The organism is Streptomyces sp. NPDC001717 (genome assembly GCF_042892775.1).
In the GTDB taxonomy this organism is placed as follows: Bacteria; Actinomycetota; Actinomycetes; order Streptomycetales; family Streptomycetaceae; genus Streptomyces.
The window spans coordinates 54,603-68,249 of the sequence record NZ_JBIAUK010000025.1; the positions used below are offsets into that span (position 1 = coordinate 54,603).

The following is a 13,647-nucleotide window of genomic DNA, read 5'->3' on the forward strand; positions in this document are numbered from 1 at the left end:
CCGACGGCACGCGGAGATGACCCCGACGAGTGATCACCGGGACCGCGCACGGCGCGCACGGTGCGTTCGCCGCGTACGGCGTGGGCGGTGCGGGCCGTGCGGAAGACCGAGCCCGGCGCCGTCAGGTCAGCTCTCCAGGCGGACGGGCATCAGCAGCGAGAACGTCTCCTCGGTGTCGGTCCGGCGGATCGCCAGGGGCGCCGTGGGTGCGCCGAGCTCCAGGACCAATGCGTCCCGGCCACCGGCGGCGAGGGCGTGCAGCAGGAACTCGCGGTTCACGGCGACGCGGTCCTGGTCCTCGTCACCGTCCTCGCAGACGGCCACAGCCCCGTCGGCCGTCACCTTGAGCACGGTGAGATCACAGGTCGCGCCGTCCTGTTCGCGCACCTCGCCCGCACGGACGGGACCGGTTTCCACCGCTTCCCGGAAGGCCGGGACGTCGACGAGGACCCGGCGCCCGGCCGGCAGACGGACGAGGCGGCGGTAGTCGGGGAACTCGTGCTCAAGAGACCGGCCCGCCACCTGACGGCCCCCGGTCTCCAGGGTCACGCGGTCACCGTCGACGGTGAGTTCGACGGCCGCGTCGTCGCCCAGCAGCGCCCGCATCGCGTCGGCGAGCGGCGACGGCACGATGGCCTGGACGCGCGGCCCGGCGTCACCGGTGGTGGCGACATGCGCCACCGCCATCCGGTACCGGTCGGTGGCCACGACGCGCAACGCGGCACCCTCGATGTCGAACAGGACGCCGCCGAGCACGGGCAGCTCCGGATCGGTACTGGCGGCGAAGCGGACCGCGTCCAGAGCGGCGGCCAGCTCCGCGGCGGGCACGGAGGGCCGGACGGTGGTGGCACGGAACGAAGTCATCGGGTTCTCCCTGTGTTCGAGAAGGGCTCGGATCGTGGAGAACTCGGTGCGGGCGTCGGACAGCCCCAGTTCGAGACGGCGCAGATGGGCTTCCAGCAGCTTCAGGACCAGGTCGGTGTCCGCACCGGACCATCCGGCGAGGACCAGCCGGATGTCCGCCAGCGGCATGCCGGCCCGGCGCAGCCGCGTCAGCAGCCGTGCCTCTTCGAGCTGCCCGGTCCCGTACCAGCGGTAGCCGCTGACCGGATCGACCCAGGCCGGGACCAGTACACCCGCACGGTCGTAGAACCGCAGGGCACTGACGCCCAGCCCGCTGCCCCGGGCCATTTCACCGATACTGCGCATCTCGCTCTCCACACCCGGAACTCTGGTCCCTCCACCAGGTCGAGGGTCAATCCCGGTCGGCAGACCCTGGCGCACGCTACCGCGAACCCGATGATTCGCTCGCACTTGCGGTTAAGCTGCGGCAGAGATCGTCGAACGGGAGACGCCCAGCGCATGCGCACGCCACCATCTAGGACTGGAACAAGGGAAACTGACGGATCGTCCGTACGGATCGGCGCTCTCGTCCCGCTGACCAGACCCGGCTGGGTCGAGGCCGGTCGGCACCTGCTCGCCGGGCTCGAACTGGCCGCCCGCGACGTCAACGACGCCGGCGGGATCGGCGGCAGACCGCTCGAACTGCTGGTCCGGGACACCGCGGCCGATCCGCAGCGGGCCGCGGACGCCGTGGACGAACTGGCGGGCCTGGGCGTGGCCGCCCTCGCGGGGGAGTACCACAGCGTCGTCGCCCGCGCCGCGGCCGCCAGGGCGGACGCAGTCGGGCTGCCGTTCCTCTGCTCCTCGGCGGTGCTCGACGCCCTCACCGACCGGCCGACGCCATGGGTCGCGCGCCTCGCCCCCGCCCAGTCGCACGGCTGGCGGATCTACGCCGACTTCCTCCTCGGCGCGGGCCACGGCCGTATCGCGGTGGCCGCCGAACCGAGCGCGTACTGGGCGTCGGGTGCCCGCATCCTCCGGGACCACCTCGCCCCGCACGGCGGCGCCGTGTTCGAGCTCGACGCGCGCACCCTCACCCCCGCCGCCCTGTGCGACGAACTCGTCGGCACCCGCGCGACCGCCCTCCTGCTCCTGACCGGCTTCCCGGAGCCGGCCGTGTCGATCCTCCGGTCCGTCCGCCGCGACCGGCGCCTCGCCGGGACCACGATCGGCGCTCCGGCCGGACAGCCGGAGTTCGCCGAATGGGCGGCCCTGACGGCCGAAGACGGCGCCGCGGTCCCGTTCCTGCGCTACCTGCCCGAGAACCCCACCCCGCTCGGCGCCGGTGTCGAGAAGGCCCTGATCGAGATCCTGGACGAAGCACCCTCCTTCGTGGCCTTCGAGGGCTACGACACGGTCACCGTCCTCGCCGACGTACTGCGCACCCACGGCACGGACCGGGCGCGCATCGCCGAATCCTGGTCGGGCGTGGAGGTCGAAGGCACGCGCGGGCGCATCCGGTTCTCCCGCGAGCCGGGGATCGGCGTGTGGCAGTGGGCGTGGCCGCCGGTCCAGGTCGTCGACCGGGATCCGGCGGCACCCGGCCGCCTCCGCATCCGCCACAGCGGCTGACAAGAAGAAGCGAAGCTCCTCACACCCAGGCCCAAGGAGATCCATGGTCGACACCGTCAACTCGCTGGCCACCCGCACTCACGAACTGTTGGTGGCGCTGCTGACCCAAGGTCCCGCCGGGGTGGGCGCCGCCACCGCGGGGATCCACGACATCGTGGCGCGTGCCACGGCGCTCGGGCCGGACGCCGCGTGGCTCGCCGCCTCGGGCCACGCGACCCTGGCCGGACTGGCCCTCGTACGCGGACAGGCGGACGAGGTCGTCCACCACCTGGACACGGCGGTGACAGCCGGCTTCAACGATTGCGTCGCGCTCCACAGCGCCGCCATACGTCCGCTGCACGGCGATCCCCGCTTCCGGGCCCTGTACGAGCGGATGCGCGTCACTCCGGCCGACCTCGACGAACTGTTCTGGCTGCACCAGGAGATGCAGATCATGACGAGGGAGGCCCAGGACGCGACCGTCGACAACATCGGCCGCCTCGACACCGGCGTGTCGCCGCTCCCCGCCGCCCCCATGCCGACCCGCGCGCCGAACACCCCCGGCGTCCTGATCACCCGCATCGATCTCGCCGTGACGCAGACGGCGCTCCAACAGGCCGCGATCAAGGCGGAGTTCCAGCGCAGTGCCGGGAACACCAGCCTCAGCCTCATCGACGACACGTGGGACTACCCCCGTGCGAGGCGCGACGCCTGGGACGCCGACGTACTCGACACGCGGCGTCACCAGGCCGCCGCTGCCCGGGCGTTCGTCGAACGCCCCGGCGTCGGCACCATGCTCATTCCCTGCCCGCCACTGGGCTCGATCCGCTACCCGGCCTGAGACGGGCCGCGCGGTCGTGCGGGCGCGGTACCTCAGTGGTCCACGGTGACCACGATCTTGCCGAACTGGGTGTTGGACTCCATGTGTTCGTGCGCCCGCACGATCTCTTCGAGCGGGAACACGCTGTCCACCACCGGGTGCAGGGTCCCGTTGCGCAGGCCGGAAGTGATGAATGCCGTCGCGCGGCGCATCCGCTGCGGGTTCCGGGTGATCTCCAGCATCGTGTACGTGCGCATGTTCAGCGCGGGCATGCCCAGGTCGAATCCGGGGTAGGGCGTGGGCTGCCCGCTCTGCGCGCCCCACAGGAACAGCGTGCCGTCGGGAGCCACGCCCCGGGCGAGGTCCACCGCGCCCGGTCCGGCGACGGCGTCGAAGACGAACTCGGCGCCCCGGCCGCCCGTCAGCTCCAGCAGGCGTCCCGTCACGTCCTCCTCGTCGGAGACGATCACCTCGGCCGCCCCCGCGTCCAGTAGCCGCTGCCGCTTGTCGCGGGTACGGGTCACGGCGACCGGGGTCGCGCCCACCCGGTCGGCGGTCTGGATCGCGGCCAGGCCGACGCTGCTGGAGGCGGCCGTCACCACCGCGACGTCGCCCGCCCGCATCCCGCCCACCTCGACCATCGCCCCGTACGCCGTCAGGTACGGCATCCACACGGCCGCGCCCGTCACCGCGTCCACGCCCTCCGGACGGGGAAGGACGGCGCTCGCCGGGACGACCGCCCGCTCGGCGTACACGCCGTAGTCGTTGTGGGAGAAGCTCGGCACCACGCTCACCGCCCGGCCCGGTTCGAGCCCGGCCACCCCCGGCCCGACCGCCTCGACCACACCGGCCGCCTCGTTGCCGAGCCCGGACGGCAGTTGCTTCACCTGCTCGATGTACCGGCCGCTCCGGAACAGCGCCTCCGCCCTGTTCAGCCCGATCGCGTCGACCCGTATGCGCACCTCACCCGCTCCCGGCTCACCGGTCTCGAGGTCCTCCACCCGTAACACCCCGGGCCCGCCCAATGCGTGGAACCGCACGGTCCTCGCCATGTCGCTCTCCTTCGTCCGACGCCGATGCCGACGTGAGAGGGAACTGCGATCACGGGCCGGTCCTTCCCGGAGCGGGCAATCAGGCGATGCCCACCGTGAACGCGGCGCGGTACCCGTCGCCGTCGGGCGCCAGGGGCAGGGTCATCGTGGCACCGGCGGCGCGGTAGCGGCTGTCCCGGCTGTTGGGGTGTTTCGGTGCGGGGCGGCGCGCGTAGGGCCGCCGCGCGTACACCTGCAGCAGGACGTCCTCGGGGAAGAAGAACTGCGAGGTGGTCTCGGTGCGCGCGTCCGGGTGCACCTTGAAGTGGATGTGCGGCGCCAGCCCCGCGTACCAGCCGGGCACGATCGTACGGAACACGCACCGACCGGCCGCGTCCGTGAGCTGGGTGCCGCGCAGGAAGGTGGCCTTGCCGGTGGAGTAGTCGCCCGAGGAGTCGGCGTGCCACACGTCGAAGCGGGCGCCTTCGAGCGGGCGGCAGCCCTCGGACGCCTTGACCACCGTCAGGTCGAGGCGCAGCGGCACGCCTCCGCGGCCCTCGGTGATGTCGGACCGGACCCGGTCCAGGTCCATGTAGTAAGGACCCGCGCCCGCCTCCGTGGCCAGGACACAGGCCGGGGTGCCGGTCCCGACCGGCGGCCGGGACGGCAGGCCCGCCGCACCCCCGGTGCCCACCTGGCCGCCGCAGGCCGTGATCAGGGCGGCGGCCCCGGCCGACCCGGCGGCCAGCAGGACCGCCCGGCGGCCGGCCCGGGAGGTGTTCTTCCCGGCTTCGGTCTCGGTGTCGGTCTCGGTGTCGGTCCCGGCTGCGGTCCCGGCTGCGGTCCCTGCTTCGTCCTCGGGCATGCGGACCCCTCACATGTGCCCATCGGTGCCGTCACGCGCGGACGGCTGCGCACAGTGACCAACCGTGCCGGACCGTGGGCCCGCCGGTCCGCACCGACACACCCAGGTCACGTGAACGGCCCGCCCGCCGCCGTCGTGGCATGGTGGGATGCGGGAACCCCGTGATCGGAACGGTGGCCGGCGTTCGGGCAGGTGGACATCATGAGCGGACCCGTCATCGACTACCAGGCGGTCTTCCAGGCCCTGCCGGGGGCGGTCGCGCTGCTGACCACCGACCTGGTGTACGCGGACGCCAACGAGGCGTTCCTGTCCATGGCCGGACGCACCCGCGAGCAGGTGATCGGCCGCTACCTGTTCGACGTCTTCCCCGACAACCCCAACGACCCTGGCGCGACCGGCATGCGCAACCTGTACGCGTCCCTGCGGCGGGTCGCGGTCACCGGCGAACGCGACACCATGGCGTTGCAGCGCTACGACGTGGAGTACCAGGACCGGCCCGGTGTGTGGGAGGAACGCTACTGGAGCCCGGTCAACGTCCCCGTACTGGCCGCCGACGGTTCCGTGAAGCTGCTGCTGCACCGGGTGGAAGAGGTGACGGAGCTGATCCGCGCCCGTGGGGACCGCTCCGCCAGTGACCACGCCTCCGTGCTGGAGGCCGAGCTCTACACCCGCGCCCGGGAGCTCCAGGAACTCAACGAACGGCTGCGCCGGGCCATCGCCCGGGAACGCGAAGTGGCCCTCCACCTCCAGCAGGCGATGCTCCCCGCACCCCGGCCGCTCGCCCACCACCAGGCCGCGGTGCGCTACCGGCCGGCCGTCGGGGCCCTGAACGTGTGCGGCGACTGGTACGACCTCGTGGACCTGGCCGACGGTCACCGCACGGCCGTCGCGGTCGGCGACGTCGTCGGCCACGGACTGCGGGCGGCCGGCGTCATGGGCCAGCTGCGCAGCGCGCTGTCCGCGGCCTCGCGCGTCGCCGACGGCCCCGCCCGGGCCCTCGAAGTCGTCGGTCTGTACTCCCGCTTCGTGGAGGGGGCCGAATCCACCACTGCCGTGTCGGTCTTCATCGACTGGCACCACCGCACCCTCTCCTACAGCAGCGCGGGACACCCACCGCCCGCACTGTGCGGGCCCGACGGCACCGTCAGCTTCCTCGACCAGGCGACCGACCCCCCCGCTGGGCGTCCGCCCCGAACACGTCGCGCGCCCACAGGCGCAGACCGCCTTCACCGAGGGTTCCGTGCTCGTCCTCTACACCGACGGGCTGGTCGAACGCAGGCGGGAGGACATCGACACCGGCCTGGACCGGCTCGCCCGCTCCCTCACCCGCCACCACACCTCCGACCCCGACACCCTCGCCGACGGCCTGCTCGCCGACCTCATCCCGCCCGCCGGGGTCACCGACGACACCGCCCTCATCGTCGTGCGGCTGTGACGGCCGCTACGCTTCCGCCATGAGCAGCGAGCCGTGGAGCCGGCGACGGGTGGTCGGCGCGGCAGCCGGGGCGCTCGCGCTCGCGCTGTCGGGCTGCTCGGGGGAATCCGTACCGGAACGGCGTCTGCGGATCGCGACCGGGCCGGAGGGTGGCCCCTACAACGCGTTCGGTCGAACCCTCGCGCGGGCCGTCGCCGCGAGCGGAGGCCCGCTGGAAGTCGTACCGGTCAGCACGTCCGCCAGCGTGGACAACCTGCGGAGGCTGGAGGACGGTTCCGCCGACCTGGCGCTGGCCATGGCCGACGTGGCCGAGGACGCCGCGCTGGGGCGCGAGCGGTTCTCCCGACCCGCCGCGGTGACCGCGCTGGCCCGGATCTACGTGAACCACACCCACCTCCTCGTGCCGGCGGACGGTCCGGTGCGAGAGGTGGGACAGCTGGCGGGTCGTCCGGTCGCGGCCGGTGCGGCGGGGTCGGGAGTGCAGGTCGTCGCGGGGCGGGTGCTGGCCGCGGCCGGGCTGGGCGAGGGCCCGTCGCAGGCCCACGAGCGGCAACTGGGCCTCACCGAATCGGCGGAGGCGCTGCGCACGGGCACGGTCGACGCGCTGTTCTGGTCCGGCGGTGTGCCCACTCCGGCGCTCTCCCGGCTGGCGGGCGAACTCCCACTGCGTTTCCTGCCGTTGGACGCCTACGTGGGAGCCCTGCGGGAACGCTACGGCCCCGTCTACACGGCGGTCACGCTCCCGGCCTCGGCGTACGGGCTGACGGAGCCGGTGGGAACCATCGGAGTGGGCAACTACCTGCTGGCCCGCGACGACGTCCCGGCGAGCGCCGCACGCGCCCTGCTGCGGGTGGTGTTCGACCGCCGGCACGACCTCCTGCGCGAGGTGACGGCGGGGGCGCGCCTGGAGCCGCGGTTCGCCATCTCGACGGGGAAGGTACCGCTCCACCCGGGCGCGGTCGCGTACTACCGCTCGGTGTACGGCTGAGTGACTCAGGGCCTGTCCTTCGGATCATGCCGCGCTCGCGGGAGCCGGAGTTCGACGACCAGGCCTCGGGGCGTACGGGCTCCGACGGCGAGCGAGCCGCCGCTGATCCGGGCGATCTCGTCGGCGATGGCCAGTCCGAGGCCGCTGCCCGCGACGTTCTGGTGCTCGGGGGAGCGCGCGAAGCGCCGTAGCAGCAGCGGGAGTTGGTCCTCCCGTACTCCCGGTCCGTCATCGGTGACCCGTACGACGGCCGTGCCGTCGGAGCCCCGCGCGGTGGTCACCTCCGTACGGCCGCCCCGCGGCACGAACTTGACGGCGTTGTCGAGGAGCGCGTCCAGGATCCGGCCGGTGGCATCGGGCAGCGCGCGTGCGCGCAGATCCTCCGCGAGGTCCGCGGCTTCCAGTACCAGTCCGGCGTCGCGGAAGACCGGCTCCCAGGCCCGCACCCGCTCCCGCACCGCCCGTGACACGTCCTGCTCCTGAGGATCCGCCGCACCGGACTCCACCCGGGCCAGGGCCAGCAGGCCGTCGAGCAGCTCCTCCAGGCGCTCGGCCTCGTCCAGCGCGCGGGTGTGCTCGGCCCGGCCCGGACCGGGGGCGACGTACGGTTCCACGTTCTCCAGTTGCAGCACCAGGGTGGCCAGCGGATTGCGCAGCTGGTGGGAGGCGTCCGCCACGAAGTCGCGCTGGCGGCCGATGGACTCGGAGACGGCCTGCGCCATGGTGTTGAAGTGCTGCCGCAGACGGCGCAGTTCGGGCGGCCCGGTGGCGGAGACGGCCCGGGCCTGGAGACTGCCCGCGGCCAGGCCCTCCACCGCACGGTCCAGGTCGAGGAGCGGGCGCATCAGCCAGCGCGAGATACCCGCCGCGACCAGGGCCGCCGCCGCGAAGGCGGCCAGTGCCCCGGCGGCGATCAGCGACCAGCGGACGGTCACGTCCCGGCGGGCGGAGGAGGTCGGCACGGTCAACAGGACGGCGCCGCTGACCCGCTCGTCCCGGCCCACCGGTTCCGCGAGCACGACGGACACCGGGCCCCAGGGACGCAGCGTGGGGAGCAGGTCGGTGGAGCGACCGGTGAGGGCGCGCCGGCAGGCGTCCGAAGCGGCCGTGGCGGAACCGGAAGCGGAACCGGAACCGCAACCGGGACCGGTTCCGATGCCCGGGCCCGCCTGTGCGGTCGCCGTGCCCGCCGTGTCGACCACGACCACCCCCGCCCCGTACAGCTCCGCGTACCGGCCGATCTCGGCCGCCAGTTCGGAGCGGTCGGCGTCGGTGCGCATCCGGTCGGCGAGATCCGCGAACCGCACGGCGTCCGAGCGCCGTTGCAGGAGCAGGTGTTCGGTCCGTCCTCGCGCGTAGGCATCGGCCAGCGGGAGGCAGAGCAGCAGCGCGGCAACCCCCATGAGCACCATCAGCACCGCCAGGAGCCTGCGTCTCACCGGGCGCCGTCCGACCCGCCGAACGGGGCGGGGGAGCCCAGCTGGTAGCCGAAGCCGCGGACCGTGCGCACCAGACCCGAGCGGCCGGTCTTGGCGCGGATGCCCGCCACGTGGACGTCCAGTGAGCGGGAGGCGGCGAGGAACGCGTCGCCCCAGATCCGGTCCAGGATCTCCTCCCGGGAACGGACCTCCCCGGGGTGGGCGGCCAGCAGGGCGAGCACGTCGAACTCGCGGCGCGTCAGCCGGACTTCGGTGCCCGCCACGGTGACCGTGCGGCCCGCCAGGTCGACCTCGACGTCCCCGGTGCGCACGAGGCCGCCGCCCGCGGGGGCGGAGCCGGCCGGGTGCGCGTCCGTCCGGCGGCGCACGGTGTCGATACGGGCCATCAGCTCGGCCATCCGGAACGGCTTGACGACGTAGTCGTCGGCGCCCGCCCGCAGCCCCGTCACGATGTCGCGCTCCTCGCAGCGCGCGGTCACCACGATCAGGGGAGCGGCGCAGACGGTGCGCAGCCGCCGCAGGAGCTCTATCCCGTCCAGGTCGGGCAGGCCGAGGTCGAGCAGGACGAACTCGGCCTCGCCGACGTGCCGCAGGGCGTCCAGGGCCCGGGAGACGCGGCGCACGGTGTGCCCGCGTTGGGCGAGGGCGGTGCCGAGCGCCTGGGCCATGCGGTCGTCGTCCTCGACGAGAAGCGCGTGCACGAACGGCCTCCTCGGGACCGACAGCCGGTGACCCGCGACAGGCTACCGGTGTGGATCAGTGGGCGGCATCGGCGGGAGCAGGAGCCGGCCGCCCACCCGCAGGGGAATCGGCATCGGCGCCGGCCTCGGCGCGGCTGAGCGCGGCATTGCGGGTGTCCGGCATGAGGACGTACGTCACGAGGGAGATCAGGGCGCAGCCGGAGACGTACCAGAAGAACATCGTCTCGCGGCCACTGTTCTTGAACCACAGGGCCACGTACTCCGCGGTGCCGCCGAAGAGCGCGTTGGCGATCGCGTACGGCAGCGCCACGCCCAGGGCCCGCACCCGGGTCGGGAACAGCTCGGCCTTCACCGCCGCGTTGATCGAGGTGTAGCCGGTGACGATCACCAGGGCGAGCAGGGACAGGCCCAGCGCGGACCAGTACGAGGAGGCGGACCCCAGGGCGGTCATGATCGGGTACGTGCCGACGGTGCAGCCGACCGCGAAGGTGATCAGCAGGGGACGCCGGCCGACCCGGTCCGACAGCATCCCGGCGAACGGCTGCAGTACGGCGAAGAGGGTCAGCGCCGTGAAACTCACCAGGGTGGCCGTCGTCTTGGCCATGCCCGCGCTGCCGACCAGGTACTTGGTCAGGTAGGTGGTGTAGGTGTAATAGGCCACGGTGCCGCCGAGGGTGAGCGCCATGACCAGGCCCGCCTGCCGCCGGTGTTCCCACAGGGCCCTCAGCGTGCCGCGCGTCCCGTCGTCGTGGGCGTCCGCGTCCGCGGACTGTTCCTTGAACGCGTCGGTCTCCTGCAGCCGCCGTCGCAGCCAGAAGACGACCACCGCGAACACGGCGCCGAGGAGGAAGGGGACGCGCCAGCCCCAGTCGGTCAACTGGGCGGTGCTGAGCGTGTGTTGGAGCGTGATCAGGATGCCGAGGCCGAGCAGCTGGCCACAGGTCATCGATACGTACTGGAACGACGAGCCCAGGCCGCGCCGGCCCGGGGCCGACGCCTCCGTGAGGTAGGTGGCGCTGGCCGCGTATTCGCCGCCGATGCTCATGCCCTGGAGCAGGCGCGCGAGCAGCAGCACGAGGGCGCCGAAGTAGCCGGCCTGCCCGTAGGTCGGCGCGACGGCGATCAGCAGGGCGGCCACCGACATCATCGTGACGGTGAGCGTGAGGGCGCTCTTGCGGCCGTGCCGGTCGGCGGCGCGCCCGAGGATCCAGCCGCCGACGGGGCGCATGAGGAAGCCCACCGCGAAGATCCCCGCCGTGTTCATCAGCTGCGTGGTCGGGTTGTCGCCGGGGAAGAAGGAGTCGGCGAAGTAGATCGCGAAGCTGGCGTAGACGAACCAGTCGTACCACTCCACGAGGTTGCCGAGCGAGCCGCCGATCAGGGCGAGGCGGCGCTTCTTCGCCTCGTCCGCGGACGGTGGTTCGGGCAGGGCGGCGGCGGACGAGGACATGGCGGCTCCAGACGGAAGTCCCCGGTGCGGGACGAGTGACGCGGAACGTGTGCACTTCCCCGGCCCCCCGTGCCGGGGAAGTTCCCAGAGCATGCGTCCGCCGCCGCACCCGTACAAGGCCCGGCGGCCAGATCTAACGTCCCGCTAAGGAAGCGCGGTACGAGTTCCCTCCGGCGGCGGAACGAGGCGGCGGGCGCCCGCCGAGGGAGTCGCGGTGAGGAGGTGCGGGGGACGGTGGCCGGCGGCGGCGAAGGCGGCCGTGACGTGCTCGCCCACGACGTCCTCCTGCCCGGACCGCACCAGGGCGATGACGGACCCTCCGAACCCGCCGCCCGTCATTCGTGCGCCGAGCGCGCCCGCGTCCAGCGCAGCGGCCACCGCGAGGTCGGTCTCCGGGCAGGAGACGCGGTAGTCGTCGCGCAGCGAGGCGTGGCCGGCGGTCAGGATCGGGCCGAGCGCCGCCGCGTCGCCCTCCCGCAACCGGGACACCGCTTCGCCGACCCGGGCGTTCTCCGTCACCACGTGACGGACCAGCGGGGCGAGCTCCCTCGGCAGCGCGTCCAGCACGCCCGGGAGCTCCCCGGCCGACAGGTCGCGCAGGGCGGGGAGTCCGAGCAGGGCGGCCGCCCTCTCGCACCCCTTGCGCAGGGCCGCGTAGGCCCCGTCGCCGAGGTCATGGGCGACCCGCGTGTCGATCACCAGCAGCCGCAGGCCCTGGCCCCGCAGGTCCAAGGGCACGTGCCCGTGCCGCTCCGGGCTGCGGGCGTCGAGGTGCAGGGCGGATCCGGCGGTGCTGCACACGGACGCCATCTGGTCCATGATCCCGCAGGGCACGCCGACGAAGGCGTTCTCCGCGCGCTGGGCGATGCGGGCCAGATCCGCCCCGGGCAGGCGCAGCCCGTGCAGTTCGTCGTAGGCGACGGCGACCGCGCACTCCAGCGCGGCGGAGGAGGACAGTCCGGCGCCGGTCGGCACCGTGCTGTCGAAGTGGAGGTCCGCGCCCGAGACCGGGTGCCCCGCCTCGGCGAGCGCCCAGACCACTCCGGCCGGGTAGGCCGCCCAACCGGTCACGGCGCCCGGGGTCAGCGCGGCCACGTCCAGGTCGGTGATCCGGCCGTCGCCCTGCGCGCTGTGCAGCCGCAGCCGCCCGTCCGTGCGGCGGCGGGCGGCGAGCAGGGTGCTCTGGGGGAGCGCCATGGGGAGGGCGAACCCGTCGTTGTAGTCGGTGTGTTCGCCGATCAGGTTGACCCGGCCCGGCGCCGCCCAGACCCCGTCCGGGGCGCCGTCGAAGAGCCGTCGGAACGCGTCCGCGACGTTGCGCGCCCGGCTCTCGTCGTCCCACTGGTCCGTCCGGTTCACTACAGGGCCTCCCGCAGCCGCCGTGCCGCCGCCTCGGGGGCGACGTCGTTGATGAAGGCTTCCGTACCGGACTCCGTCCCGGCGAGGAACTTGAGCTTGTCGGCGGTCCGCCGGATGGTGAACAGCTCCAGGTGCAGGGCCAGTTCCTCGCCGCCGGTACGGGGAGCCTGGTGCCAGGCGGAGACGTACGGGGTGGGCGCCGGCGCCTCCGACCGCTCGGCCGCGGGGAAGAGCCGGTCGAAGCGGCGCAGCAGGTCCTGGTAGATGCCGGGGAACTCGGCCCGCTCGGCCTCGTCGAGGCAGGTCAGGTCGGCGACGCGGCGGTGCGGGTGGAGGTGCACCTCGTACGGCCAGCGGGCGGCGTACGGCACGAAGGCGGTCCAGTGCTCCCCGGCCGTCACCACGCGCTCGGTGGCGGCGCGGGCGCGCGCGACCAGGTCCTCGAAGAGGTTGCGTCCCGTGGCGGCGCGGTGGGCGGCCGCCGCCGCGGCCATCTTGGCCGTCCGGGGCGTGACGAAGGGGAAGGCGTAGATCTGACCGTGCGGGTGGCTGAGCGTCACCCCGATCTCGACCCCGCGGTTCTCGAAGCAGTACACCTGCTCGACCCCGGGGAGGGCGGAGAGCTCCGCGGTGCGGTCCGTCCACGCGTCCAGGACCAGGCGGGCGGCAGCGGGGGTGAGGTCGGCGAACCGGGCGTCGTGGTCCGGGGTGAAGCACACGACCTCGCAGCGTCCGACCGGGCCCGCGAGGGAGGGGAAGCGGTTCTCGAAGACGGCCACCTCGTAGTCGGCGGCGGGGATCTCGCCGAGCCGTCCGTCCCGGGACGGGCACAGCGGGCACTCCCCGGCGGGCGGGTGGTAGGTGCGGCCCTGCCGGTGGGAGGCGATGGTGATCCAGTCGCCGGTCGCCTCGTCCCGGCGCAGCTCGGGCCGGCTGTCCACGGGCTCCAGTGGGCGCAGGTCGGGAGCCTCGCGCACGGCGCTCGGGTCGGTGTCGAAGTAGATCAGTTCGCGGCCGTCCGCGAGTTTCGTGAGTGTTTTCTTCACCCCTCAAGAATAAACAGAACCGAACAGCAGGCACCAGTATGGAGGTTGAAGTTCCTCAC

Annotated in this window: 11 protein-coding genes and 1 pseudogene; 4 read left to right on the top strand and 8 right to left on the bottom strand. The window is 73.4% G+C overall.

Translation table 11 applies throughout. The annotated features are described in order from the left end of the window. Window positions 1-126: 126 nt before the first annotated feature. A complete protein-coding gene (locus ACFYZL_RS30215; RefSeq protein ID WP_388683318.1) occupies window positions 127-1,209 on the bottom strand; it encodes a MerR family transcriptional regulator in 1,083 nt (360 codons plus the stop codon). Between the two features lie 153 nt (window positions 1,210-1,362). Between ACFYZL_RS30215 and ACFYZL_RS30220 the strand changes: the two genes are divergently transcribed. Beyond that, window positions 1,363-2,475, top strand: a complete 1,113-nt coding sequence (locus ACFYZL_RS30220) for an ABC transporter substrate-binding protein (RefSeq protein ID WP_388683321.1) — start codon at window positions 1,363-1,365, stop codon at window positions 2,473-2,475. Window positions 2,476-2,518: 43 nt separating this feature from the next. Further along, window positions 2,519-3,295 carry a hypothetical protein gene (locus ACFYZL_RS30225; protein ID WP_384747193.1) on the top strand — a complete coding sequence of 259 codons (777 nt, stop codon included), beginning with the start codon at window positions 2,519-2,521 and terminating at the stop codon, window positions 3,293-3,295. A 32-nt stretch (window positions 3,296-3,327) separates the two neighbouring features. Here the strand turns inward: ACFYZL_RS30225 and ACFYZL_RS30230 are convergent, their stop codons facing one another. Then, on the bottom strand, window positions 3,328-4,275 hold the full coding sequence (locus tag ACFYZL_RS30230; protein ID WP_384747195.1) for a zinc-dependent alcohol dehydrogenase family protein: 948 nt from the start codon (window positions 4,273-4,275) through the stop codon (window positions 3,328-3,330). A gap of 130 nt (window positions 4,276-4,405) precedes the next feature. Beyond that, window positions 4,406-5,170 carry an intradiol ring-cleavage dioxygenase gene (locus ACFYZL_RS30235; RefSeq protein ID WP_388683324.1) on the bottom strand — a complete coding sequence of 255 codons (765 nt, stop codon included), beginning with the start codon at window positions 5,168-5,170 and terminating at the stop codon, window positions 4,406-4,408. A gap of 201 nt (window positions 5,171-5,371) precedes the next feature. Between ACFYZL_RS30235 and ACFYZL_RS30240 the strand changes: the two are divergent. Beyond that, window positions 5,372-6,605 (top strand): annotated as a pseudogene (locus tag ACFYZL_RS30240) (PP2C family protein-serine/threonine phosphatase). A 19-nt stretch (window positions 6,606-6,624) separates the two neighbouring features. Next, window positions 6,625-7,593 carry a TAXI family TRAP transporter solute-binding subunit gene (locus ACFYZL_RS30245; protein ID WP_388683327.1) on the top strand — a complete coding sequence of 323 codons (969 nt, stop codon included), beginning with the start codon at window positions 6,625-6,627 and terminating at the stop codon, window positions 7,591-7,593. A 5-nt stretch (window positions 7,594-7,598) separates the two neighbouring features. Here ACFYZL_RS30245 and ACFYZL_RS30250 read toward each other — a convergent pair whose 3' ends face one another. The 5 genes from ACFYZL_RS30250 to galT form a co-directional block, all read right to left on the bottom strand. Then, on the bottom strand, window positions 7,599-9,032 hold the full coding sequence (locus ACFYZL_RS30250; RefSeq protein WP_384747202.1) for an ATP-binding protein: 1,434 nt from the start codon (window positions 9,030-9,032) through the stop codon (window positions 7,599-7,601). After that, complete coding sequence (locus ACFYZL_RS30255) at window positions 9,029-9,733, bottom strand: response regulator transcription factor (protein WP_384747204.1); 705 nt, start codon at window positions 9,731-9,733, stop codon at window positions 9,029-9,031. Before ACFYZL_RS30255 ends, ACFYZL_RS30250 begins: the two co-directional genes overlap by 4 nt. A gap of 55 nt (window positions 9,734-9,788) precedes the next feature. Then, window positions 9,789-11,183, bottom strand: a complete 1,395-nt coding sequence (locus ACFYZL_RS30260; RefSeq protein ID WP_388683329.1) for an MFS transporter — start codon at window positions 11,181-11,183, stop codon at window positions 9,789-9,791. Window positions 11,184-11,327: 144 nt separating this feature from the next. Beyond that, complete coding sequence (gene galK, locus ACFYZL_RS30265; RefSeq protein WP_388683331.1) at window positions 11,328-12,542, bottom strand: galactokinase; 1,215 nt, start codon at window positions 12,540-12,542, stop codon at window positions 11,328-11,330. After that, window positions 12,542-13,588: a galactose-1-phosphate uridylyltransferase gene (galT, locus tag ACFYZL_RS30270; protein ID WP_388683333.1), complete on the bottom strand. Its 1,047-nt coding sequence runs from the start codon at window positions 13,586-13,588 to the stop codon at window positions 12,542-12,544. The genes galK and galT overlap by 1 nt, the downstream gene beginning before the upstream one ends. Window positions 13,589-13,647 lie beyond the last annotated feature (59 nt).

What these genes read in the sequence shown, in the direction of transcription:
- ACFYZL_RS30215 (WP_388683318.1), bottom strand. Translation starts at nt 1,209, where the DNA reads ATGCGCAGTATCGGTGAAATGGCCCGGGGCAGCGGGCTGGGCGTCAGT.
- ACFYZL_RS30220 (WP_388683321.1), top strand. Translation starts at nt 1,363, where the DNA reads ATGCGCACGCCACCATCTAGGACTGGAACAAGGGAAACTGACGGATCG.
- ACFYZL_RS30225 (WP_384747193.1), top strand. Translation starts at nt 2,519, where the DNA reads ATGGTCGACACCGTCAACTCGCTGGCCACCCGCACTCACGAACTGTTG.
- ACFYZL_RS30235 (WP_388683324.1), bottom strand. Translation starts at nt 5,170, where the DNA reads ATGCCCGAGGACGAAGCAGGGACCGCAGCCGGGACCGCAGCCGGGACC.
- ACFYZL_RS30245 (WP_388683327.1), top strand. Translation starts at nt 6,625, where the DNA reads ATGAGCAGCGAGCCGTGGAGCCGGCGACGGGTGGTCGGCGCGGCAGCC.
- ACFYZL_RS30260 (WP_388683329.1), bottom strand. Translation starts at nt 11,183, where the DNA reads ATGTCCTCGTCCGCCGCCGCCCTGCCCGAACCACCGTCCGCGGACGAG.